Here is a 23,204-nt window from a genome sequence, read left to right as displayed (position 1 = left end):
CGGCCACCTCCCCTTCCGACCGGTCACACCGGACGCGGCCTCACGGGCCCGCTTGTGGTTTCATCGCCGGCGCGAAGTACGCGGCGCGTGACCGTTCCACGGCCTCGAAGCCGTAGCGCAACATCTCGGCCTCATAGAGCTGCTTCGCGGTGCTCAGCGGGCTGCGACCGGACGCGACGTCGATGAGCCGCTCAGTCAGCAACTGCGCGTCGCGCAGCGCGGTGTTGGCGCCCTCACCGCGACCCGGTGTCATGGTGTGGATAGCATCACCGAGCAGTGTCACGCCCGGCACGGTCCAGGGCTCGACCGGCCGGGCGCAGAAGATGCCGAACGGATACGTCGCCTCGGCGTCGGCTGCGTCGACAATCGCACGCAGGGCAGGATGCCAGGAGGCGACCATGTCCGCGACGGCGGTGTGCAACTCGGCTCCGCCTGACCCCCAGAACTGGCTGGTGTCGGCAGCTGGACTTTCGCCGCGCCGGCTGAGCGTCCAACGCAGGTGGTCGCCGACCTCGGTGAGCTGTACGCCGGATGCGAGCCGGGCACCAGCTTTGCGCAGCGGCTCGGCACTGATGAACGCCGCTGCTGCGAGAGCGATGCCGCGCTCGTCCCGGGCGCGCGCCATACCTTCGATGAAGTCGGCCGGGATCTGGGCGCGCAGCTCCGGTGTCAGGGGCGTCCGACCGTAGATCGCCCGGCCGGTGTCGTCGAACTCCGCACCGGGGAGCAGCTGATGCCGAACGGCCGAGCCCGCGCCGTCGGCGCCCACGATCAGCGCACCCGCTTCGGTCTCTCCGCCGGTGAAATACGCCACGGGCCGCCCGTCCGGGCTGGTCCCGTAACGCTGGAAGTCGCTGTCGTAGCGGATCGCATCATCGATGCCGGCCGAGAGGATCTCACGCAAGGTCTGCCGGTTGACACCGACGCCACGGTAGGCACGCGGTGGCGCGGGCAACGGACGTCGGAAGATCTCCTGGAGCTGAGCGCTGTACAGCACGAAGTCGCCCGTCGGGGCCGGCGATGACGTGGCCCGGTGCAGTTCGTAGAGGTCGGTCGGCAGGCACGCGCGCAGCGCGTGATCACCATCCTGGTTGATGTGGAACCCATAGCCTTGCCGCCGCGTGACCAGCGAGGGCGCCCGATCGAACACGGTGAAGGCGATGCCGGCGCGCCGCAGGCCCTGGGCCAGGCACAGGCCGCCGATCCCAGCTCCGATGATGAGCACGCGCAGGTCGGCAGGATCGGACGTGCCGCTGTCGAGGTGTCTGTTCATGATCTCCCAAAATAGATTGTCATCGCTGCTACTGTCACGACAGGTATCCGAGCACCGCACGGAACGACGGCGGCTTCACCGCGGCGACGAACGAGCAGCATCGTGTTCATCGTGTGCCACGCGACGAATCCGCAAAGGCCCGACGATGTCGGCCTGGCCAGACGGAATTGTCACTCGGACGGTCCCGATTACGTCCCCAGCCCGTCCTTGTCCCGTCCTCGATCCTCAGCGGGGACCGGCACAGCCGCACGGGCGCCATGCACCCCGCCTGCAGGTGCGTCGCAACGTTGGTGTGTAGTCGGTGCCCATTCGCCCTATGGAATCGAGTTGCACGTGAGCCAGCTATCGTGCCTTGCTATGGGAACGAACGTTGCGCTTGTGACCGGGGCGAGTCGGGGCGTCGGCCGAGGTGTCGCGGTAGCGCTCGGCGCGGCCGGGTGGCAAGTCTGGGTGACCGGTCGATCTTCGACCCGCCACGGGTCCACCTCCCATCTGCCCGGCACAGTTGAGAAAACGGCGGACGCAGTCACTGTCGCCGGTGGTGTCGGTGTGGCGGTTGTCTGTGATCATCGTGACGACGCGCAGACCCGTTCCCTCGTTCAGCGCATCGAGGCCGAGTCAGGCTCATTGCGACTGCTTGTCAACAATGTGTGGGGCGGCTACGAGAGGCTGAACGCCGGCGGCTGGACTGAATGGACCGCACCGTTCTGGCAGCAACCAATCCACCTATGGGAGTCGATGTTCGATGCTGGCGTGCGAGCACATTACGTCACGACGGCATTGTGCGCCGATCTGTTGCGGCGAACCGCCGGCAGTGCCGTCGTTACCGTTTCAATGGAGGTTGGCTCCGCGCACGACCCACGGCACGGCGTGTTGTACAGCATGGCCAAGGCCGCCGACGACCGGTTTGCTCTCGCGGTCGCCGTTGCACTCCGCGAGGCTGGCGTGGCGTCGGTAGCGCTACATCCTGGTCTTGTGCGTACCGAAGGAGTCATGCAATTCGCCGAACATCTGGACCTCGCAGCCTCTGAATCTCCACAAGGCGTCGGTCGTGTGGTCGCGGCATTGGCCGCCGACACCCAACTGCTTGAGCTGTCCGGCCAAGCCTTGACCGTGCGGGAACTCGCCGAGCGGTACGGCGTCGATCCAGGTCCGTGAGTAGCCGGGCGCTGAACCGCATCACGCCCGGACGATGCCAGTCTGGCCAGACGGAATCGTCACTCGGACGGTCCCAATTGCGTCCCCGGACCGTCCCTGCCCCGTCCCCGGATCCTCAGCGGGGACCCGGTGCGGCCCGCACGGGCACCACGGGTCAGCCGTTGGCGACGATCTGGTCGGCTCGCACCGGGCGTGGCAGGGCGGCTATGCCCAGCATGAGGATCGCCATGGCGCAGCCGAGCAGGAACGGCAGCAACAGGGCGGGCTGGCCGAGCCACACCCACAGCGGAACCCATCGGAATCGCGGGTCCCGCAGGTAGTGCAGGTACGTCGGAGGTGCGATCAGCAGGATCGGTGCGTACCACAGGATCATCACGAATCCGAACAGCCCTTTCGCCAGTGCCTGCGCCGCCCGGCAGCCGCGCTCAAGACGCCGGCTGCCCCAGCCGAAGAGGATCCAGCCGCCCGCCGCACCCACGAGGAAGCCGGCGACGCCGGCCGGGTACACAGGCCACGGGGTCGCCCGCGCCATCGAGAAGCCCATGACCGGGCTCGCCTGCTCCGTGCGGATGCTGATCTCGAGGATGATGTCGCCGCGCCGCGCGTCCACCGTGATGTCGGATGGGATCGAGGTGGGGTCGCAGCGCGGGTCGTCGGGAAGACAGCCGTATGCAGGCGAGTACACGGGCTCGCCGACGTCCCATTCGGCGGCCCGCAGCCGCTGTCGCAGCTCGGCGAGGGCCTCGGGACGGCTGTGGGCCGGCAGGTGGTCCAGGGACGCCTCGACGGATGCCAGTTCGTACTCGCCGCCGTCGCCGAACAGCAGGTCGCGAACGTTGCCCCAGTCGAGCGGTCCGCCGTAGATGAGGAACACGGCGCGCGGACCGTCCTGGTCGACGTGCAGCGCCGGCTGGTCGGGATAGAGCTGGCCGAGCACCGCCGCAAGCTCCTGCGCGCGCAACGGTCGGGAATCGAGCCACGCGAGCCAGGTGCCGAAGGACGCGGCGAACAGGCCACAGGCCGTCGCGACGACCGATGCCATGACGACGACCGTTCGGCTTGCCGGCCAGCCGAGCCGGGCGCGCAGGCCGTGGCCAACGAGGTTTGCCGCGACCCGTACTGGGTGCCGGGCAGTCCTGACGTCGCGGACGATCTCCAGGAGTTCAGCCGCCCGCTCCCGTCGGTACTCGTGGGGGTAGAACAGCAGCAGCCAGCGGTGCACGACGCTCCTTGGGGGACGAGGGTGGGTCACGCGAGACGGGAGTGCAAGCCATGCGGCGGAACTCGGCAGCGGACTCGTTCGCTGGGGCCATCCATGCTGCTCGACAGGTGGCGATCACAACGACTGGGTCTCTGGCTCAACATGTTCATCGGGCTGTGCGCCATGGCGCTGGGGAGCCGGAGGGTTCGCACCCTCCGGCTCCCACAGATTCCAGGCGTGCCGTGTCCGGTCGTCCGGCTGTGTCTGTCCTGGTGTCTGCGCGGTCAGGAGATGAGACCGCGGGGCAGGTCGGCCCATGCGACCTGCTGCCATCCGGGCTGGGCGCTGAACCAGAGCAGTGCGAGGTTCTCGTTCGTGCGGGGTAGGTATTCGTAGTCGAAGGTGTGTGTTGCTCCCCCGAATGATTCGACAGCGCGGAGTTGCAGGTACGACGTGGCATCGACGTAGATGCGGCCGGTCTTGTAGCCCGGCTCGGCGGAGGAGCCTTCGGTGAAGCCGAGTTCGATGGCGGGCCGGCCGTCGATCGTGGTGGGTCCGATCACGGTCAGGTTGCCGTTGGCGACGTTGGTCCGGAACCAGTCCTGCGCCGTCGGCCGGGTTGGCTGGGGCGTCGCGGCCGGTAGAGACGGCTTCGTGACGGGACTGGTGCCGGCTCTGGTCTGCGCGTACTGGTTAACTTTGCCGATGTACTCGATCATATCCGTGCCACCGCCTGATGCTGGACGGCTGGCCATGTCGTAGACGATCGCGCCGGAGCGGGCAGCCGTCTGAAGGCGGGACGCCGATGTGGCGGTGTCGTACCAGTACCGGAAAACCCCGTTGGGTTCCGCCTCCGTCTGCACGACAACGTAGTCATGGTTCTGGACCGCGTCCGCCATCGCCTGCCGGTACTCCGCGGCGGTCAGCACCGCCCGGGTCGTCGCCCCTGTGCCCACACCGGTGATCACCGGGCTGGTGTGCTCTGCCGGGCTCCGTGGCGGGGTGAGCGCCGCGATTGCCGCGGCAGTGATGCCGGCCAGGCCGAGCCCGGCGGCGACGAAGGTGAGCCGCCGCGGCCGGCTGCGGTTCGGTACCGCCGCCGCGATAGACGCGGCGTCCAAGCGGTGCCTGGCCCGGGCGACCGTTTCGTCGTCGGGGCCGGGCACACGGTGATACGCCCGCTGCAGCAGTTCGATCTCGTTCATGGTCAGGATCTTCCCTCGATAAGTCGTTGGCCCTGGTTGGCATGCTGCTGCATGGCGTCGCTGCTGAGGAGGGCGCGGAGCTTGCGCCGGCCCCGCATCAGCCGCACCCGGGCCGCGACGGTGCTGATCCGCAACGCCGAGGCGATCTCCCGGTGGCCCAGTTCGGCCAGTGCGAAGAGCAGGACGACCTCGCGTTCGCCCTCGGACAGGCCGGTCAGCGCGCGGCTGATGTGCGGGCCGAGCGCCATCGCGTCGAGCCTGCCATCGGCGTCGTCCGCTTCGCTCGTGTCCGGCCGATGGTCCCGATGCGCCACCCGCTCGATCGCGTCGTGTCGACGCGATTCGGCTCTCCAGAACCCGCGAATCAACCGCGTCGCGACCCCGAAGAGAACCGGACGCGCCGCGTCCGGCAGGGCCTGGCGAAGCGTTGCGCTTCTCGCCACCGTCAGGAACGTGTCCTGCGCGATGTCCTCGGCGGCATCGTCACCCACCCGGGATCGGATGTAGCGATAGACGTCGTGGTAGTGGGAGCCGAACGCGTCCGTTAGGGGATCGGCCACGGGTCCCGGCGTGTTCGTTCGTGTCACGGTGCCCCTTTCGCGCGCACCAGGGTTGTGCGCGCATCCACCGCGTACATGGTCGGATGCCGTCACCGCGTTACAGCATTGACGTCATCGGCCGCCGCCCTGGTGATGGCGCTACCGGGCGGCCAGGGCGCCGCCCCAGTCCTGCTGCTTCACACCACCACCGGCAGGCGACCAGAACCAATGATGCAACCGCCCAGCCACATCCCGACCGAACACATGCTGCTCATCCCCGTACACAAACCCGACCGGATCACCCGCCAGACCGCCGCCCCAGTCCTGCTCCTTCACACCACCACCGCCAGGCGACCAGAACCAATGATGCAACCGCCCAGCCACATCCCGACCGAACACATGCTGCTCATCGCCATACACAAGGGCTGGCGATCCGGAAAGTCGCGGCGCCTGGGGCTTCGCTACATTTGCGTCGCCGATATGCAGGAAATAGTCCGGCCATGCAACGAAGAACGGGCCGTTGCCGTTGGATGTGTCCGTGGCACCGCCACGGGTCATGTGCATGGTCGAGTACCGGCCGTCCTCGCGGAGGTTGTACTGCGCAATGTCGATCGAACCGTCGCCGTGAACCGCGGTCACGTATGCGACGTGACCGACGGCGAACGAACCACCGTTGCCGCCGTTGATCCACTGAGCCACGGAACCCGCGCGCGGTGTCCTGTCGACGGTGTACCCGGCCGAGGCTGCGGTGATGTTCCAGGAGCCTGCATTGCCCCACCAGTTGCGCACGGGACCTTTGGCAAGCCCATCAGAGGGAAACCAGCCCCGCGACGGGATGCCCGCCGGGTGTTGGGCGCCGCCGAGGTTCTTGTAGATCATCCAGGCGACGAACGACACGCACTGCCCGTAGGCCATGCCCCACTGATCGGCGCCGTCGCGGTAAGTGAGCCCGGCCCACGGGTAGTCCGTGGTCGACGGTACGCCCGCCGTGGCGGCCATCGCCGAGGGCGCTGCCGCCGACGGCGCGGCCAGCGACGGAGCTGGCAGGAGCAATGCGACGGTCGTCGCGACCACGACGAACAGGCCGGAGCACAGTCGCAGGCCACGCCGTTGAGGGCCCCGCAAGTCGGCGTCGGCCAGGGCCGCGCCGCGATTGGTAGGAGGCATCATTCTCCTTGGCAGTACGGCCGATCCGGCGTCCCGCCCGGACGGCGCCACACATTCGGCCGGGAAATCATCACCGCTCCGGTCCCTGTCAGGTCCTCAGCACGTCCTCAGCCGCCCGTCGCGGCGGCGTCATCCGGGATCGCCGAGGTTCCATCGCAGCAAGAGCCATGAACAGCGTCGCGCCACCCGTGGACGGCGCCGTACCGCCCGAGCAGGTGGTGCAAACGCACGACAGGACGACTCGCGTGGGCCGTACGTATCGTGGAGCAACTGATCAAGTCACTCTGATCGATGTCAGGAGAGGATCGCGGCTGATGCTCAAGAACTCATCGCGACGCAAGATTTTGGCCCGCCTCCTGTCGGTCGGCGCGTTCCTCGCGGTGACCGGGTTGGCAACGCCGAGCGCGCAGGCCGCGGCCAGCGGGTGCGTTGACTGGCCGACGAGCAAGTTCCTGCAGACTCCGTTGACGCGCACCGCCAACGGCGGCGCCGGGTACGCGTGGCAGAACGGCAGCTACTACGGTGAGGGCTACCACATCAACTGCAATACCACGAATCAAATGAACCAGTACTACGCGTTGGATCTCGGTCTGGTGCAGGGCGATCAGGTGCTCGCGCCGGGCGGCCCTGGAACGGTTCTCTACGCTGGCTGGGCGCCAGCTGGTTGGGAGACGTGCGGGCAGTACATCATCATCGACCACGGCGGCGGCTGGTGGAGCTACGTCTGTCATCTCAGCGCTGTCAAGGTGAGCAAGGGCCAGCACATCACCGATGCGACCGTCATTGGCCTGGTCGGCGGCACCGGGGGGTTCGCACCACATCTGCATTTCGGTCTGCAGTACAACGCGAAGCTGACCGCCGCTGGCGGCTTGTATGGCGGGCAGAGCGCACAGCCGCGGCACTTGTGGCATCTCGGCTGCGGCACCGGCTACTACGAGACGATCAGCAAGGGCCAGAAAGTTTGCTACTGATCCGGTCCCTGGCCCGGGGGCGGGTGCGTGCCGTCCCCGGCCGCTGGCACGTGCACTTCGACATATGGGATCGGCTCGACGGACAGCATCGCTCCCACCGCGGCGAGGCGCGCGCGGGCCGGGTTGAGCCGGTCGACGTCGAGGCCAGCGTCGCCGCCCGAGCCGAGAATACTGACCCGGATGCCGGTGTCCGATCGAGTGGCGCGCAGCACGAGCGCCTCGCAGTGCGTGCCCAGGAACTCGAGGATATGGCGGAGTTCCTCGATGAGCTGCTTGCGGCGCGAAGCGTCGATGGCGGGGGCGTCTGGCCAGCGGATCCCCGCGTCGTTGATCTCAATCGGCGTGCCAATGCCCCGCATGACCTCCCAGGCCGTCTCCGCGATGCCAGTGGCCAGGTCGTCGTCATGCAGTTCGCCGCCCACGTCCACGTAGCGGCGCAGCCAGAATGCCTGGCCGGCGACGCGCTCGTGCAGACCCGGATCGGCGAGCACATTGCTGCGGGCCAGCGCCTCCAACGTCTGCAAAACCCTGTCGTGCAATGCCATGGCGTAGCGGGCCCGTTCCTGCACGGCCGTGACGTCAGCGAGCTGGCGCAGAGCTTCGGCGTCCGCGGCGTCCAACTCGGCGGTTCCGCGGCGAAGGAGCCGGGCGCTGGCCGCGCCCACGACCGGGTTGACGATCAGCATGGCCAGTCCCGCGGCGGCGACCGGCAGCCGCTGGTGCTGGAACACGACCGCTGTGACGGTCCCGACCGCGACGAGCAACAGCCCGCACAGTACGGCCAGATGGATGGTCCGGCAGGCAAGGCCGATGGTGAACGCGACGACGACCGAGTACGGCATGACGAACCCCGCCCACAGTCCGAGACGCGGGTGGGCCGCGAACGCGCCCGCGACGACCAGGGCCGCCCCGACCGTCGGCACGTCAACGAGCAGGGTCGCCGCGGTGGGTCGCCGCTTGCCCAGCCACCAGGCGACGATCGCGGCGCACTCGACGGCAAGGACCGCAGCGACCATCACGGACCAGCCGGGATGGCGCAGGTGAGTCCAGGCAAGGCTGACAAAGCTCACCGTGAGCAGGACGGCGGCGGCACGGGTCACTGCGGCGGCGAGTACGACCGTGCGATCCGGTCCGGACAGCCGAGCCCACGACCAATCGGCGAAGCGGCGCATCATGGCGACGTCAGGTACAGCGTGAGAGTGATGGTTGTGCCACGGCCCGGCGCGGACTGGATATCGGCCCGGCCACCGGCATCGGCCATCCGCCGGCGCAGCGATCCCCTCTGGCCGGCGCGTTCGGTGACCACGTCCGGGTCGTAGCCACGGCCGTGATCGGACACCACCACGACGACGGCGGAGCCGCTCACCGAGACGCAGACCTCGGCGGCCTCGGTAGCGGCGTGCTTGCTGACGTTGGTCAGCGCTTCCCGTACCGCGCCGACAAGAGCGTCCCGGCCTGCACCGCCGAGCTCCGGTTCTCGCTCGGGCAGGTCAAACCGAACGTGCAGGCCTGCCGCCGCCCTGTCGACGACAAGCTCGCACAGCGCGCCGGACAGTGTCTGGTCCACAGCACGGCCCGTCTTTACCGCGCCGCGCTCGATAACGTCGCTCAGCCAGCGCCGATCCTTGCGGATCTGCGCCACGATCTGGTCATCGCCAACCACGCCAGGCCGGGCCAGCTCGTCGAGCGTGGACACCAGCCGGCGCCGCAGCATGGCGCCCTGACGCAGGCGTTCCCGCTCGCGGGCCAGGTCGCGCGCACGGGCGGCCGACTCGGCGCGTTTCCGGTCGGTCTCCCGTGCGCTTCCACGCGCCAGCGCCGCGACGACCGCCGCCACGGTCACCGCGCTGACGATACCCAGGCCATCGGCGACCGCGTTCCATGCCGGATACGTAGTGTGCGCCGCGACGATCGACGGCAGCACGTTGACGGCAGCCAGCGACATCGCCGTGCCCAGCGCCGCCATTACCCGCCAATCGGTCAGCCCAAGCGTGATACTGGCCGGCGTGACCACGTTGAAAAACGGACTCTCGCCCGGGCTTCGAGATGCCGGCGCGGACACAGCCGGCAACCCGAGCAGGGCGAGCAACGCCAGCCAGTCGATCAGGCTGGCCCACCAGGCTACGCGGCGGGCCCGCCAAACGGCCGCGGCGAACCAGCACGTCTCCACGACAGCGGCAGCCCCGATACCCACGATGACACGCGAGCCGGGGCCCGGCAGCAACTGCGCGATCGCGAGGACAAGTTGGCTAAGCACGCCCAGCCGCGTGATCACTGCGGCGACGGCCAGAATCCACTCTGTGCGCAAGATTGCGGGCATGTCACGGCTCTACCCGCACGCCGTCCGACCTCCTCAGAAATGCCGATGGATACGCTACTCCATGACAATGCTCAACGAAGCGCCGCTACATGGGCTGAGCCCGCCGCGAACGTTCCAGCGCGGCGCGCGTGAGCTCCGCCTTGTTGCCGACCTGCAGCTTCGTCCGGATGCGCTCGACGTAGGTGCCCACTGTCGCCTTGCTGATACCCATACGGGTTGCCACCTGTCCATGGGTGAAGCCGCGGGCGATCAAGTCAAGCGTCTGCTCCTCGCGCGCCGACAGCGGCGTCACACTCGGCCGCCTGGTCTCAGCGGGCAGCTCGCTCGGGCCGTGCAACGCGGCCTGCAGGACGTCGGCGAGTTGCGGGGACAGCGCGAACCCGCCGGCCGCGACGGTCTCGACGGCCGCCACGAACATTTCCGGTCTGGCGTGCTTGGTGACATAGCCCGCCGCGCCAGCCTGCATCGCGCCGAGCACGTCCTCGCGCCGACCGGATGCTGACATCACCAGCACTTTGGTGCTCGCGGCCAGCTCCGCGACGGCGGGCAGGCACGGGGTCTCCGAGTGAAGGTACAGATCGAGAATTATCACATCAGCGGGCACACCGCCTCCGGCCAGGTCGGCGGTACGAAGGCCAGCGAGCTCACCAGGGGAGGCGGCGGCCGCCACGACCTCGAACCGGCCGTCCTCGGCGAGGATCTGCGCGACGCCGCGGCGGGCGATGGGATGGTCGTCAACGATCGCCACCCGAATCATGTCGTCGCGCCTGAGACGACCGGCATCGTAATTATCATCGGACACATTCTCTCTGTCGGAGCCCCGGCTCGGAGGACTCACCGGTACCAGCACTGATTCGGACGGCCGCTGCACGATGATGGCACCCGGCGCGATACTGCCGCCGGTGATTCCGAGGTCTGCCCCGGCTGCGCGTTAACCGGTGTCTACACCGGCCAGCCATCGACCGTTGTTCCTGTCGACTGCCGGCGCCATCGCTGAACGGCGGTGGTGCCGTCGCAGTTCCACTGGACCACCGCCGCATCCGTCGCGGCGCTCCTGCCCCGGACGACCGCACACGCGCCCTATGCCGCGGTTGAACAGCTCACATCCGCCCTGGATCGTAGTGGCACGCCGATACCCGTGTACGCCGGCCTTCGCATGGCGACACCGGAGTCGTTCGCCGCGCCGAACCCCTTGATCCCCTAGAGCGCGCGGAGACAGCGGCGGTCCGGGCATCAACAAGCGGGTGCGTGCCTGCCCGGGATCTCATGGTGGTGGTGCACCAGCTGCTGCTGACGATGTGTTCACCCGCATCGCGACACGTGTAGTACGTGCGGTACCGGAACCTGTTCCGGTACCGCACGTACTCCCGATCCGCGCCCATGTCGGAGAAGCGGTCGACGCCGCTATCCCAGGCTTTCGTTCCAGATGGCCAGTCGTCGCCACGTGGCCCCGCTGTCAGCGGACGCGACGAGCTCGTGATGCAGCACTCAGTCCCGCTTGGCGTGGGAGCAGGTGCCGTAGTGCGCCAACGCCCAGCCGGCGGAACCGTTTGCGGCAAACGTGACCGCGTCAACGCCCTCTGGCAGGCCGGACGGCGCGATCTCGCGCTTGGCGTTGACGCGGTATGCGTGCCCGGCGACGGTGTCGAAGACGGTTGGTCCCTCGGCGGTCGAAGCCACAGGTATCCGGGCGCGACCGCCGGTGCGCGCACGGATCGCCACGCGCGTCGCCCGGCCCCAGGTGAACCCTTGATCAGGGCTGGTCAACAGGTCGACCTCGGACTGGCCATCGAGGGATCGCGTCACTGGCAGGACATCGCGGACCGGTGTGGATATCGCCGTGGTACCAGATGTCGCGGCCGGCAGATCCAGCCCAGCGCGGGTCCAGCTCCTGCCTTGATCGGTGCTGAGGTTGAGCTGCTCGCCGGCCAGCCAGATCCGGCCGGTCGGCTCGACGGCCAGCCGGCCCGCTTCGGGAGCGGGAGCCGCCGCCCACGACGCCCCGCCGTCCTGCGTGGCGAAGATCGTTCCGAGCGAGAACGCTTGGCTGGTTGCCGTTTTCGCCAGGATCGCGCTGAATCTGGAGTCACCGACGGCGACTGCCACGGCCGAGTATCCGGCCATGCCGCCCGAACGCTCACGTAGCAGCGTCGGACGCCAGGTAGCGCCGCCGTCATCGGTCTTGTAGGCGACGATGGCGTCCCCTGAGGCGGTGACGGTCAACCCAGTGCGGTCGTCCAGGAAGGCGGCCGCCCGAGTTACGCCCGCCGGGCCCGGAAGTGACGCGACACTGAAGCTGCGTCCGCCGTCACGGGTCAACAGCAAGCGCCGGGTCGTCAGTACCCAGCCGAAGTCGGCCGTTACCAGCGCGGCGTCGACCGGCGACTCGTCTGCTTTGACCGGCAGCGGATCCGCTCCTGCGCCGTCTCCGGCCGGCAGACGTGCACAGCCGCCCGCCGGCAGCAGCGTGCAGCCGACGAGGACCGTGCCAAGCAGTCTCTTCATGCGACCCCTCAGCGCCTTCACACGCAGCCCTGACCGTTGTCGAGTTCATCCGGGGAGGGATACACGGGCCCGTCCGAGCAGTCGTTGTCCACGTTCAGCGTCACGCCGTTCCAGGTCTCGTTGTGGTCTCCCCGGTACTGCTTGTGCCGCTGCCGATTGCTCCACGCCGCAGCGGGGATGCATGGACTCAGTGCAGCCGTGCTCGGGTTGTCGTCCCATTGCGCAGCGTCGATGAAGTCGGGCGGGTTGGGCAGGCTTCTGAACGTGCTGAGGCTTGAGGAGCACGCCGAGCCGTACACGCCCGCCTTCTGCGCAGGTGCGAGATGCAGGTCGGCCACCCATCCGGAGACGAACTGTTTCACGGCGTTGACGCAGGCCGAGTTGGACGTGTCGAATCCTTCCAGGTCATAAATGACCGGGGTGCCGCTCACGTCGAGGCCCAGCTCGATCAGCCGGTTGTATGCCTTTGACGCCTCGGTGAAACCCTGGCTGTATGCGGTTGACGGGTCTGTGCTGAACCGCGATGGGAAGCCGCTGCAGGGCGCTTGCGGTCCGACCCAGATCGGTAGCAACTTCCACCCTTCGCTGCGCAGGTTGGCCACGCCGGTCCGGGTCCATTGGGTACAGCCGGTGCCGTAACTTGAGCCTCCGAGGTACAGCCCCATGTTCCAGTACGGTGTGTTGCTCCAGAACGCTTGTGCGTTGCCGCTGGACCCGATACCACAGGCGTCCCAACCTCGACGTTGGCTGATGCCCGAGGAGCCCTGGGCCGGCGACGACGCGGCCGCGATCAGCGCGGCCGCCGCCGCGATCGCCGCCGAGGTCATTGCGATGAGGCGTCGGAGACGTACCGACGCGGGTTGCGGTCTCACCAGAAACCTCCTGCCTGTCGGCGCTGTCGACGACAGCGTCGCTGAGCCCGTCCGCCGAGCGCCGGCGACACCGCCGTCGAGACTCGTCGCCCGATGCGTGTCGCTTCAAGTCGTGCAAACGCTGTCATGCGTTGTGCGTCGGGCCGTACTGACGGCGCGGGACGGTGCGTGGGCTCCGGCCGCCCCGATCGTTCCCCGCCGCCGGGTGTAACACGCGTGCGGCCTGCGGCCATGTGGTGGTGACGGGTCCGCTTCCAAGGAGTGTTGAGTTGCGAAGATCTCTCATTGTTGGTGGCTTGGCGGCAGCAACCGTTGCCGCGCAGGTCTGGTCGGCGCTTACCATCTCGCCGCTCGCGGCCGCGACAACATCACCGCCGGCGGTCGTGACGGCGGCCCGCGACACGGTCCCCCTGCCTGTCGGCCGTTCCTACGTGGTCACGTTGTTGACCGGCGACGTCGTCACGCTGACCGGGACAACGGGGCGCTGCCCGCAGGTCTCGGTACATCCGGCCCGCCCGGGACGGGTTGTGAGCAAGAGCTGCGGGCCCGACGGGCATGTTCGAGTTGTGCCGGCGGACAGCGCGGGATTGCTAGGTCGTACGCTGGACCCTGCGTTGTTCGATGCCACGGAACTGGTGCAGAACGGCTACGACGACGCCCACACCGCCGAGCTTCCGCTCATCGTCGCGTATGCGGCCGGGCACGCTTCGACCCGGTTCGGCGAGGGTCTTCACCAGCAGCGCAGGCTCCCGATCCTCGGTGGAGTCGCCGGCCGGCGGCCCAAGCGGTCATCGGGTGCCGAGCGGTCCCGCTCGGACGGCAGCGTTCTGGATGACCTGGCGGGCGTGAGTCACGTCTGGTTGGACCGGCGGCTGCGGGCCAGTGCGACAGATGACACCACAGCCCCACCGATCGGCGCCGCTGCGGGTGTCGCGGATGATCTGATCGACATCGGCGCGCCGCAGGCGTGGTCGGCTGGACTCACGGGTCAGGGCGTTCGGGTGGCAGTGCTCGACTCCGGCGTCGACCCGACCCATCCCGACCTTGCCGGCCGGATCGTCGCCAGTGCCAACTTCTCGACGTCCACCGATACGGTTGACCGGAACGGGCACGGTACACATGTGGCCGCGACGATCGCCGGTATGGGTGCCGCCTCACACGGAGTCCACCGGGGGGTTGCCCCGGACGCGAAGCTCGTCATCGGCAAGGTGCTCGACGATGATGGCTTCGGAACGGATTCTCAGGTGATCGCCGGCATGGAATGGGCGGCCCCGCAGGCAAGTGTGGTCAATCTGAGCCTGGGCGGTGACTTCAGCGACGGTACCGACCCGGTGTCACGGGCCGTGGACTCGCTCACCGCCCAGTACGGCACGCTGTTCGTGGTCGCGGCCGGCAACAGTGGCCCCGGTTCAGGCACCATCTCCACCCCCGCAGCCGCCGCCTCGGCGCTCGCCGTCGGGGCTGTCGACAGCACAGGCACGCTGGCCGAGTTCTCCGGCCGGGGACCAGTCAGCGGAACCCGCAGACTCAAGCCCGAGATCGTAGCGCCCGGTGTGGACATCGTTTCCGCTCGCGCCGCCGGTACAAGTATCGGCGAAGTCGTTGACCGGTATCACACCCGCCTGTCCGGCACCTCGATGGCGGCGCCGCACGTCGCCGGCGCCGCGGCGATCCTTCGCCAGCGGTATCCGAACTGGGCGCCGGATCGGCTCAAGGCGGCGTTGACCGGCGCGGCCCGCCCGGCGCGCGGCGGTGACCTGTACGAGCAGGGCGCCGGACAACTCTTCATCCCCCCGGCGCTGTCCGACGTTGTCGGTGGCACGGCGGTGGCCGACCTCAGCACGTTCAGCTATCCACAGTCCGGCACCACCACGGGCACCGTCAGCTGGGTCAACACCGGCGGCAAGGCGATGACGCTGCAGCTGAGCCTGTCGGTGACCGACCGCACGGGGCTCACCACACCGGACGGATCCGTCGCGCTGTCGGCGAACACCGTGACCCTGCCGGCCGGGCAGCAAAGGTCGGTGAGCATCACCGCCGACCGGGCCGCATTCGCAGCTCATCCAGACGACTACGAGGGCGTGCTGACCGCCCGGGCCGACGGCACAGTGCTACGCACGCCCGTCGTGTTCTCCGTCGAGCCGGCGAGCTACGAACTGACCGTCCGGGCGACCGCCCTGCCCAGCACGCCCGACGGCGCCCTGGCCTGGTACGCCACCGTCGCCAACCTCGACGATTCAGGAAGATTCAGCGAGACGGTGTTCAGCGCTGTCGGAACGGACCGCACGGTACAGGTGCCGGCCGGCCGGTACAGCGTCCTGGGTAACGTGTTCGACGCCACCCCTTCGGCCCCCCGTATCGCTCTCGCCGGCACCGCCGAAGTCGATGTCGCAGGAACCACCACGGTTCTCCTGGACGGCGCGCGGGCTCAACCGGTCACCGCCCAGGTGACCGGCGTCGAGACGCAGGCCCAGCAGGTCGGCATCTCGGCGCTGCAAGGCGCCCGAGTCGGGGGCCTGTTCCAGTGGCAGGAAACGGTCGCCTGGGGCACTTCCGCGGCCGGCTGGCCCGTCTACAGCACCCCCATCGCCGCCGTGGACGTCGGATTCCTGCACACGGCGGAGGTCTTCAGCTTGCGCTCCCCGACGGCCGGCCCCAGCCCCTTCATGTACGACCTCGTACGAACCCTGCCAGGCAGCGTGCCGGCCGACCCGTCGTACACCATCGATCCCGCCGCGAAAACCAAACTCGCCCGACTCGACGAACGGTTCAACCAGCTTGACCTGCCCGGAACGCACACCGGCCACAACCGCAAGGGAGGACAGAGCGACGGCGTGTGGGTGTCCGAGAACGACAGCGACGAGGTGCCAGCCAACCGAGTGGACTACCTCACGCCCGGCGTCACCTGGACCGAGGAGACGACCATCAACACCGCCTCCGAGCTCGGCCCACTGCTGCTCACCAAGGACGTGCCGAGAGTCTATCCCGCGGCCAGCCGACAGCGCCGAGATGGCTTCCGGCAGCCGCTGCGGCCGGACTGGTTCGACGCCCCTGGCGGGAACGGCTGCGCACCGCAGCCGGTCGCGCGAACCCGCGGAAACCTGCACGTCGACCTCGTGGCGCTCACCGATCAGCACCAGCGGTACAACTGCCTGGCGACGTTCTGGCCGGGCAGCCAGCCGACGCTGACGCTCTACCGCGACGGACACCAGATCGCGACGGCATCCGGGTTCACCGCCGACTTCGCCGTTCCAGCGGACACCGGAACGTACCGGCTGGTCCAGCTTCAGGACAACAGCGCCATCCTGCCGATCTCCACCCGGGTGAGCACCGCCTGGACGTTCCGCTCGACTGGCCCAACCGGTGAGCACAGTGCGCCCGTGCCGCTATTCTCGCTGGACTACACGCTGCCGCTGGACACGGACAACCATCCCGTCACCGGCCCGGCCGCATTCACCGTACGACAGGCCAGCAGCCTGCCCACCGAGCACATCACTACGCTGCACCTGTGGACTTCCACCGACGACGGCACCACATGGCGGCCAGCGACGGTGAGCCGCGCGAGCGCGGACACCTTCACCGCGCACCTGCCCATTCCGGCCCCCGGACAGCCGCTGTCGCTGCGAGTCGCAGCCACCGGCAGCACCGGCAGCACGATCGACCAGACCATCATCCGGGCCTACCGCGCGCCGTAACCGCTCCACCGATGTGCAAAAGACCGCGGCTCGTCGGCGTGTTCGGCCATGCCGGACGCGCCCGGCCCACCACCGCATGTGCAGTCGGTCGGACTCGCGAAGGCCCAGTCCGGCCTGCTGCCGAGTCGCCCGGCTCGCACGACCGCGGCTGACCCGCCGGCCACTCGACTCGCCGCCGCCAGGCCCAGCGTCGACACGGCCACCACCGGCGCCATCGACGACGACCGGCCGCACACCGATGTTCCAACCCAGGACTGCCAGCCCGCGACCCTGCCCAGACCGGGCCGCGGCCTCACCACGCCGCGAGCGGTCGCGATCCTGGGGTATAGCCGTGCCTCGCCCCGCCATGTAGCGGCTGACGGTTGTGCGTCACGCCGGTCCCCGGCAGCGCGGCCGTGATTGGCATCAAAGTCATTGACGAGCAGCGCTCGTTCGGCCGGAGTGACTCTGCTGCTGCGCACTGCATGCCAGCGCGTGATCGCATTCGCAGAGCCGTGGTCCGGGTGTGCATGACGGTGCGCATCCGGCAGCGGGGGCCGGCGTTCAGCGGCCGCGCGCGCGGCGCCGACAGCACAGCAGCGGGTCGTCGCGCAGCCCCGGCGCGGGCTGAGACCAGGTGCGGCTTTGGCTTCGCCGATCGGCGGGCTGGGGCTCGAATTTGCGGATGGCAGCGGCAACTGGTGGGTCGACCGCGTCGAGCACGAGCGTCAGCTGCAACGCCGGCAGCCGGTCGGTCGTGTTCTGCCGCATCGCCGGCTGACTCACGCTCCTCGTCCGTGCCAACGCGGCCAAGGATGTCGAGATTCTGGTGCTCCGTCATGAGAACGCGGTCCTGCGCCGACAGGTCGCGTTGAACTCAACCGTGCCAAGCTTCACCTGGTCCCCCTCGGGGCAATTTCGGTCGCGGCTAGTGCAGCACCTCCGCCTGCACGGCGCGCACGATCCCAGCGAACGGGTGCGCTGGGAGGCGGCGGATGTCGAAGAGCTCGTTGTGGCAGATCATCACAGCCAGTTGCGCGTCAAGATCTGCGAACCCCAGGGCGCCGCCGACGCCCGGATGCCACAGGACACGCTCACCGAACCCGAGGACATCGGCGTGCGCGGGAGCTGCCCCGCCGAGCATCAACGCGCCCTGGCCGATGAAGGCCCACGGTCCGACCAGCCCGCCGGCCGCGGGGTCACCCGCTCTCGGCTCAAGACATTCGCGCACCCGCTCGGCCGACAACAGCCGGACTCCGTCGAGCTCGCCCCCCTGGGCGTACATCGCCCAGAGCCGCGCCCCTGAGCGCGCCGTCATCCAGCCGCCGTTGGGATCTACCCGATCCCAGTACTCGGGGGTGTTGATCGCGTCGTCCTCGGTGACGGTCCACGTGAAGGGGTCGTCCTTGAGAAGATCACCTCTGACCACCGCGACACGACCGTGTGTCGCAGCGGGCAGCCGGTGCCACACATCGGTGATGCCCAACGGCGCGTGCACCTCCTCACGAACGAAGTCTTCGAAGGTGCGGTTGGCCGCATCCGAGCGCCGGACGATCTCCCCGACGATGAACCCCCAGGTCATCGCGTGGTACGTGTTGTGGTGGTCCGGGTCGGCGGTCGGGGTTGCACCGGCGAGCCGGTTCACCACCCATTCCCAGTCTCCGAGCCGTTGCCGGGTAGCGTCCGCGGGCAGATCGGGCAGTCCTACCCGATGGGTAAGGGCGTCGCGGACGGTGAACGACGCTTTGCCGCCGACGCCGAACTCCGGCCAGATCGACGCGACCGTCTGGTCGTAGCTGAGCAGTCCCCGCTCGACCTGGAGGTGCAGCGCCGTTGCCGTCGACACCTTGCCGGCCGAGGCGACCCAGAAAATCGTGCCCGGGCCCACCGGACGCCCGCCGGCCTGCACGTCGCCCGCCTGCACATCCAGGACGAGCCGACCCTGATGGTAGGCGGCTACCTGCAGCCCCACCGCGCCGCGCTCAAGCAGCTCAGCCATTGCATCGTGTACTGCGGACCCCATGGTCACATCGCCCTTCAGCACTGTCAGGCCCAATCTGTAGCCACCACTATTACGGATTATATCGTAACAGTGTTGGCTACGATTCTGCAAACCTGAGTTCCGCCACGTCGATCAACACGCAGGTCGCGCTCGACGTCCACATGATCGCGCTGCTGGCAACCCTGGCGTGAGCTTCCGCTGCTTTTATGGAGCGGTGGTTACCTGCCCTCCGGTTGGGGCGGGTGTGGGGGTTGTGTGGCTTGGCGTGGGCGTGCCAGGCGGTCTCGTACTCGTCTGGGCTGCGGTAGCCGAGTTCGCGTTGGATGCGGCGGGTGTTGTCCAGGTGTGGATGTGTTCGAAGATCGCGTTCTCGGCCTCGTCGCGGGTCCGCCAGCTGGTGCGGTAGACGAGTTCGATCTTCAGGGTGGACCAGAAGTTCCCCATCAACGCGTTGTCGAACGAGTCGCCCTCGGAGCCCATCGACGGCAGGATTCCGTTGTCGGACAAGCGTTGCGTGAAGCGGAACGACGTGTAGTTCGAGCCCCTGTCGGAGTTAAACCGATTTCGGTTTAACTCCGATTACGCCGAGTTCTGCGTTAAGCCGAGGATCGTGGGATGGCCTGTGGTGGCCGGGTGGCCCTGGCTGATTCCTCGGCTTAACGATCCTGCGGTTGGTGGCTACCGTCCGTCGTGTCCATTCGCGTTGCGGAGAGGAGACGGCCATGGATACGACGGTCACAGGGATCGGGTCGGTTGTTGTCACGGAGTTGCGGGCAGCCGGCTACATGGAGTCGACGATCGGCCAGTACAGGAAGTCGATCAAAGCGTTGACGTGTTTTGCCGCGGAGTGCGGTGGCGTCTACTCGCCTGCCCTGGGTGCTGCGTTCGCGTCGATGACGATCAGTCCGCGTACTGGCAGGTTCAGTGCGCAGCGCAGCTTCGACTACAGCCGGCTGATCGGGGTGTTCGACGCCTACATGCTGACCGGCCGGGTGGAGTTGTCGTGCCGTAAGCGTGGCGGGGGTGGCTCACGACCGGTCTCGCGCGAGTTCACCGCGCTGGCTGCCGCGTGGGACGCCGACATGGCCGACCGTGACCTGGCGCTGGCCACCCGCGACGCCTACGGCCGGGTATGCCGCGCCTACCTGGTGTTTCTGGAGGCGCGCGGGATCGCCTGCCTCGGTGGCGCCGACGGGTCCAGCGTTCTGGGGTTTCTGGACTCGTTGACAGGCACGTGGGCGACGTCGTCGCTGTTCTGGGTGCTGTCGAACTTCCGGCCGTTCTTGAAGTTCACCGGCCGCAACGACCTGGTCGACGCGGCCGGGCTGGCCGGGGTCAGGCGTTCCCACGCGATCCTGCCGGTGCTTTCCGACGAGGTTGAACGCCTGGTCGTGCACGCATGCGCGACACCGGCGATCGCCGCGCGGGACGCCGCGATCACCCTGCTCGCGATGACGACGGGGCTGCGCGCGTGCGACATCATCAACCTGGGGCTGGCCGACATCGACTGGCGCGCACGGACCGCCGACATCGTGCAGCAGAAGACGCACAACCCGCTGACCGTGCCGCTGACCGATCTGCTGGTCGGCAGGCTCGCCGACTACGTTCTGGATCAACGGCCGGACTCGCCCGACGACCACGTGTTCCTGCGTTGCGTGGCGCCACATACGCGGCTGTCGGACCACGCATCGATCCACCGGGTGATCGCCACCGTGTTCGGCAAGGCTGGCGTCACCGACGTGAGGGCCGGTACTCGCCTGTTGCGCCACAACGCCGCGTCGCGGCTGCTGCGCGCGGCGGTCCCGTTGCCGACGATCTCGGCCGTGCTGGGCCATACGAGCCCGGAATCGACTGACCTGTATCTGAGCGTCGATGAGGACCGTCTGCTCGACTGCGTCCTCGACGTCCCCGTCGGAATGCGGTCATGAACGCCCGCCGCTTCACCAGTGCCTTCGCACCGCAACTGGAGGCCTACCTCGCGTTCAAGGAGAAGATGGGCTTCTACGGCGTCTCCCGGATCTGGTACCTGAAGCAGTTCGACGTCTACTGCACCACACACGAGCGGACCGTCTTCGACCGCGACACGGTCGAGGGATGGGTCAGCCAGCAGCTGACCCGCTCAGGGCGGTACCGGTCCTGGATGTCCTACATCCGCGACGTCGGCCGTTGGTTGCAGGCCCACGGGCAGCGCGACGCCTACGTCCTGTCCGATCGGTGGAAGGCCGCAGTCGTCCCCGCCCACCCCTACCTGCTGACCAGGGACGAGATCGAGGCGTTCTTCGCGGCCGCCGCAACGCTGAACGCCGCCTCCCCGTGGCGGTGGCAGGCGGTCGCGTTCTTCACGCTGATGCACTCCTGCGGGCTGCGGACCGGGGAAACCCGCCTGCTGCGCCCCGAACACGTGCACCTTCGCGACCGGCACCTCGACATCGTGGCTTCCAAAGGCAACCGCTCCCGACGCCTACCTATCACCGGCGAAGTCGCCGAGATCCTGGCCGGCTGCGACCGGGTCACCCGCGCACGCTTCGGCCCAACGCGGTGCACATTCTTCGTCTCCGCGGCCGGCAACCAGGTCACCGCCGCGACCGTCGGGAAGATGTTCAACCGTGCCTGGGACCAGGCCGGTCTCCCACGACCGGTGGGCGGTCAGCAGCCCCGGCCCTACGACTTCCGCCACCACTTCGCCTACGCCAACGTCGAACGATGGATGGCCCAAGGCAAGGACGTCATGGCGATGCTTCCCTACCTGGCCCGCTACATGGGGCACGCGGACATCGAGTCGAGCTTCTACTACATCCACACCTCGCCGGAGTTCCTGCACGCCTACGCCGACCTCACCGCCACGAGCCAGTCGTTGCTACCGGAGGTCGGGTTCGATGAAACGTGACCCGGCAACCGGCGCCCCGGACTTCTACCGCTTCGCCCGGGACTACCTGCACACCTACCTGCCCACCGTGGCCCGACGCTCACCGAACACGATCGAGGCCTACCGGATCAGCCTGGAATGCTTCCTGCACTACCTCGCCGAACACGAGCACATCGACCGCCCCGACGTGGGCTTCGACCACTTCGACCGGCCACACCTGAAAAGCTGGCTGGCCTGGATGGCCGACCAGCAGCACTACGCGCCCAGGACCATCGCGTTGCGGCTGACCAGCGTCAAAGCGTTCCTGACCTACTGCTCCGCCGAGGACATCACCCTCGTCGCGCTCAGTCAGGCAGCCAAGGCGCTACGCACGCCAGCCAGCGCGCGGAAACCGATCGAGTACCTCACCGAACCCGCGACACGGGCCGTCCTCGCCGCCTGCACCGGCCGCACCGCGAAATCGCGCCGCAACCGGATGCTGCTGATCTTGCTCTACGACACCGCGGCCCGCGTCGGTGAGATCACCCGCCTGACACTGCAGGACCTCCGCTTGGGCAAGCCCGGACACGTCGTCCTCACCGGCAAAAGGAACAAGACCCGCATCGTCCCCCTCACCGGCAAGACGATCGAGCACCTGGGCGCCTACCTCGCCGAGTTCCACCCAGGCACGACGCAGCTTCCCGCGACCCGGCCGGTGTTCTACAGCCTGCACAACGGCAAGCCAACAGCGCTGTCGACCGATACCGTCGCCGCAGTGCTCACGCACGCTGCCACAGCCGCACGGCAGAGCTGCCCCTCGATCCCGAACAACATCCACTGCCACATACTGCGCAAGACCAAGGCCATGGACCTCTACCAGCAGGGCATCCCGTTGCCCGTCATCATGCGGCTCCTCGGCCACGAGAACATGTCGACCACAGCAGCGTTCTACGCCTTCGCCACCATCGACATGATGCGACAAGCCGTGGAGGCGGCCACGCCTGCAATCGACTCGCCAGCCGCGCAGCCACTCACCGAGGACAGGCTCCAGGCCCTCTACAGCCTCCGATGACATGCCGTCGTTAAGCCGAGGAATCAGACACGACAACCCTTCCGGCACCGACCATCCCACGATCCCTCGGCTTAACGCAGAACTCGGCGTAATCCGAGTGATGCGTCAGTTGACCATCACGAACGTCACGGGTCCAGATGCCGTACTCGAGGGCGCCGAGGACAGGTCGGTGTCGTAGCGGTCGCCGGCATTCCAGCCGACGATGCGGTTGGAGAACTCGTCGCGGACCGTGGCGAGCCAGAACGCACCTTCGCCGCAGCGGATGCGGGTGGCGTCAGCGACCCAGAGCCGGTTCGGTGCGGCTGCGGCGAGCCGGCGGTTGACCAGATCGGGCGCCGGCGTGGCTCGCGGGTTCTAGACGGTCGAGCCGCCGTGCCAGCCTCGGCGCAGGAACGCGGCC

The 23,204-nt window shown here is 68.2% G+C and carries 18 protein-coding genes; 6 read left to right on the top strand and 12 right to left on the bottom strand.

Annotation, left to right across the window (positions count from 1 at the left end; translation table 11 throughout):
- Positions 1–40: 40 nt before the first annotated feature.
- The gene (locus ACQPXD_RS14705) at positions 41–1,273 is read right to left on the bottom strand and encodes an FAD-dependent oxidoreductase (RefSeq protein WP_432838667.1); all 1,233 of its coding nucleotides are present in this window, start codon (positions 1,271–1,273) and stop codon (positions 41–43) included.
- 357 nt (positions 1,274–1,630) lie between these two features.
- Here ACQPXD_RS14705 and ACQPXD_RS14700 point away from each other — a divergent pair, with 357 nt between their 5' ends.
- A complete protein-coding gene (locus tag ACQPXD_RS14700) occupies positions 1,631–2,431 on the top strand; it encodes an SDR family NAD(P)-dependent oxidoreductase (protein WP_432838665.1) in 801 nt (266 codons plus the stop codon).
- A 154-nt stretch (positions 2,432–2,585) separates the two neighbouring features.
- On the opposite strand, the gene ACQPXD_RS14695 is transcribed toward ACQPXD_RS14700, so the two are convergent.
- The 4 genes from ACQPXD_RS14695 to ACQPXD_RS14680 all read right to left on the bottom strand — a co-directional run bounded on the left by ACQPXD_RS14695 (position 2,586) and on the right by ACQPXD_RS14680 (position 6,450).
- Positions 2,586–3,653, bottom strand: a complete 1,068-nt coding sequence (locus ACQPXD_RS14695; RefSeq protein WP_432838663.1) for a hypothetical protein — start codon at positions 3,651–3,653, stop codon at positions 2,586–2,588.
- A 263-nt stretch (positions 3,654–3,916) separates the two neighbouring features.
- Positions 3,917–4,837 (bottom strand): hypothetical protein, encoded by a 921-nt coding sequence (locus ACQPXD_RS14690; RefSeq protein WP_432838661.1) that lies wholly within the window; start codon positions 4,835–4,837, stop codon positions 3,917–3,919.
- A gap of 2 nt (positions 4,838–4,839) precedes the next feature.
- Entirely contained in the window at positions 4,840–5,397 is a 558-nt protein-coding gene (locus tag ACQPXD_RS14685; protein WP_432838660.1) for an RNA polymerase sigma factor, read from the bottom strand.
- A gap of 138 nt (positions 5,398–5,535) precedes the next feature.
- Entirely contained in the window at positions 5,536–6,450 is a 915-nt protein-coding gene (locus ACQPXD_RS14680) for a CHAP domain-containing protein (protein WP_432838658.1), read from the bottom strand.
- A gap of 407 nt (positions 6,451–6,857) precedes the next feature.
- Between ACQPXD_RS14680 and ACQPXD_RS14675 the strand changes: the two genes are divergently transcribed.
- A complete protein-coding gene (locus tag ACQPXD_RS14675; protein ID WP_432838656.1) occupies positions 6,858–7,514 on the top strand; it encodes a M23 family metallopeptidase in 657 nt (218 codons plus the stop codon).
- Here ACQPXD_RS14675 and ACQPXD_RS14670 read toward each other — a convergent pair.
- From ACQPXD_RS14670 to ACQPXD_RS14650, 5 genes are all read right to left on the bottom strand, one after another.
- A complete protein-coding gene (locus tag ACQPXD_RS14670) occupies positions 7,508–8,689 on the bottom strand; it encodes a hypothetical protein (protein WP_432838654.1) in 1,182 nt (393 codons plus the stop codon). The two genes, ACQPXD_RS14675 and ACQPXD_RS14670, sit on opposite strands and share 7 nt — an antisense overlap.
- Entirely contained in the window at positions 8,686–9,834 is a 1,149-nt protein-coding gene (locus ACQPXD_RS14665; protein WP_432838652.1) for an ATP-binding protein, read from the bottom strand. The genes ACQPXD_RS14670 and ACQPXD_RS14665 overlap by 4 nt, the downstream gene beginning before the upstream one ends.
- A gap of 85 nt (positions 9,835–9,919) precedes the next feature.
- Positions 9,920–10,636 (bottom strand): LuxR C-terminal-related transcriptional regulator, encoded by a 717-nt coding sequence (locus tag ACQPXD_RS14660; protein ID WP_432838650.1) that lies wholly within the window; start codon positions 10,634–10,636, stop codon positions 9,920–9,922.
- Between the two features lie 686 nt (positions 10,637–11,322).
- Positions 11,323–12,339, bottom strand: coding sequence for a YCF48-related protein (locus tag ACQPXD_RS14655; protein ID WP_432838648.1), 1,017 nt, complete (start codon positions 12,337–12,339; stop codon positions 11,323–11,325).
- 17 nt (positions 12,340–12,356) lie between these two features.
- Entirely contained in the window at positions 12,357–13,166 is an 810-nt protein-coding gene (locus ACQPXD_RS14650; protein WP_432838646.1) for a DUF1906 domain-containing protein, read from the bottom strand.
- A 341-nt stretch (positions 13,167–13,507) separates the two neighbouring features.
- Between ACQPXD_RS14650 and ACQPXD_RS14645 the strand changes: the two genes are divergently transcribed.
- On the top strand, positions 13,508–16,906 hold the full coding sequence (locus ACQPXD_RS14645) for a S8 family serine peptidase (RefSeq protein WP_432838644.1): 3,399 nt from the start codon (positions 13,508–13,510) through the stop codon (positions 16,904–16,906).
- Between the two features lie 543 nt (positions 16,907–17,449).
- Here the strand turns inward: ACQPXD_RS14645 and ACQPXD_RS14640 are convergent.
- Together ACQPXD_RS14640 and ACQPXD_RS14635 are read right to left on the bottom strand one after the other, a co-directional pair.
- Positions 17,450–17,671 (bottom strand): hypothetical protein, encoded by a 222-nt coding sequence (locus ACQPXD_RS14640; RefSeq protein ID WP_432838642.1) that lies wholly within the window; start codon positions 17,669–17,671, stop codon positions 17,450–17,452.
- Between the two features lie 142 nt (positions 17,672–17,813).
- Positions 17,814–18,884, bottom strand: a complete 1,071-nt coding sequence (locus ACQPXD_RS14635; RefSeq protein WP_432838640.1) for a serine hydrolase domain-containing protein — start codon at positions 18,882–18,884, stop codon at positions 17,814–17,816.
- 725 nt (positions 18,885–19,609) lie between these two features.
- Here ACQPXD_RS14635 and ACQPXD_RS14630 point away from each other — a divergent pair.
- The 3 genes from ACQPXD_RS14630 to ACQPXD_RS14620 are packed head-to-tail and all read left to right on the top strand — an operon-like array spanning position 19,610 to position 22,804.
- Positions 19,610–20,815 (top strand): site-specific integrase, encoded by a 1,206-nt coding sequence (locus ACQPXD_RS14630; protein WP_432838638.1) that lies wholly within the window; start codon positions 19,610–19,612, stop codon positions 20,813–20,815.
- The gene (locus ACQPXD_RS14625) at positions 20,812–21,774 is read left to right on the top strand and encodes a tyrosine-type recombinase/integrase (protein ID WP_432830768.1); all 963 of its coding nucleotides are present in this window, start codon (positions 20,812–20,814) and stop codon (positions 21,772–21,774) included. The genes ACQPXD_RS14630 and ACQPXD_RS14625 overlap by 4 nt, the downstream gene beginning before the upstream one ends.
- Positions 21,764–22,804 carry a tyrosine-type recombinase/integrase gene (locus ACQPXD_RS14620; RefSeq protein ID WP_432830766.1) on the top strand — a complete coding sequence of 347 codons (1,041 nt, stop codon included), beginning with the start codon at positions 21,764–21,766 and terminating at the stop codon, positions 22,802–22,804. Before ACQPXD_RS14625 ends, ACQPXD_RS14620 begins: the two co-directional genes overlap by 11 nt.
- Positions 22,805–23,204: the final 400 nt, after the last annotated feature.

Source organism: Dactylosporangium sp. CA-092794, assembly GCF_050948465.1.
In the GTDB taxonomy this organism is placed as follows: domain Bacteria; phylum Actinomycetota; class Actinomycetes; order Mycobacteriales; family Micromonosporaceae; genus Dactylosporangium.
Note: the sequence above shows the minus strand (reverse complement) of the source record. Positions and strands in the feature narration are given on the sequence as shown.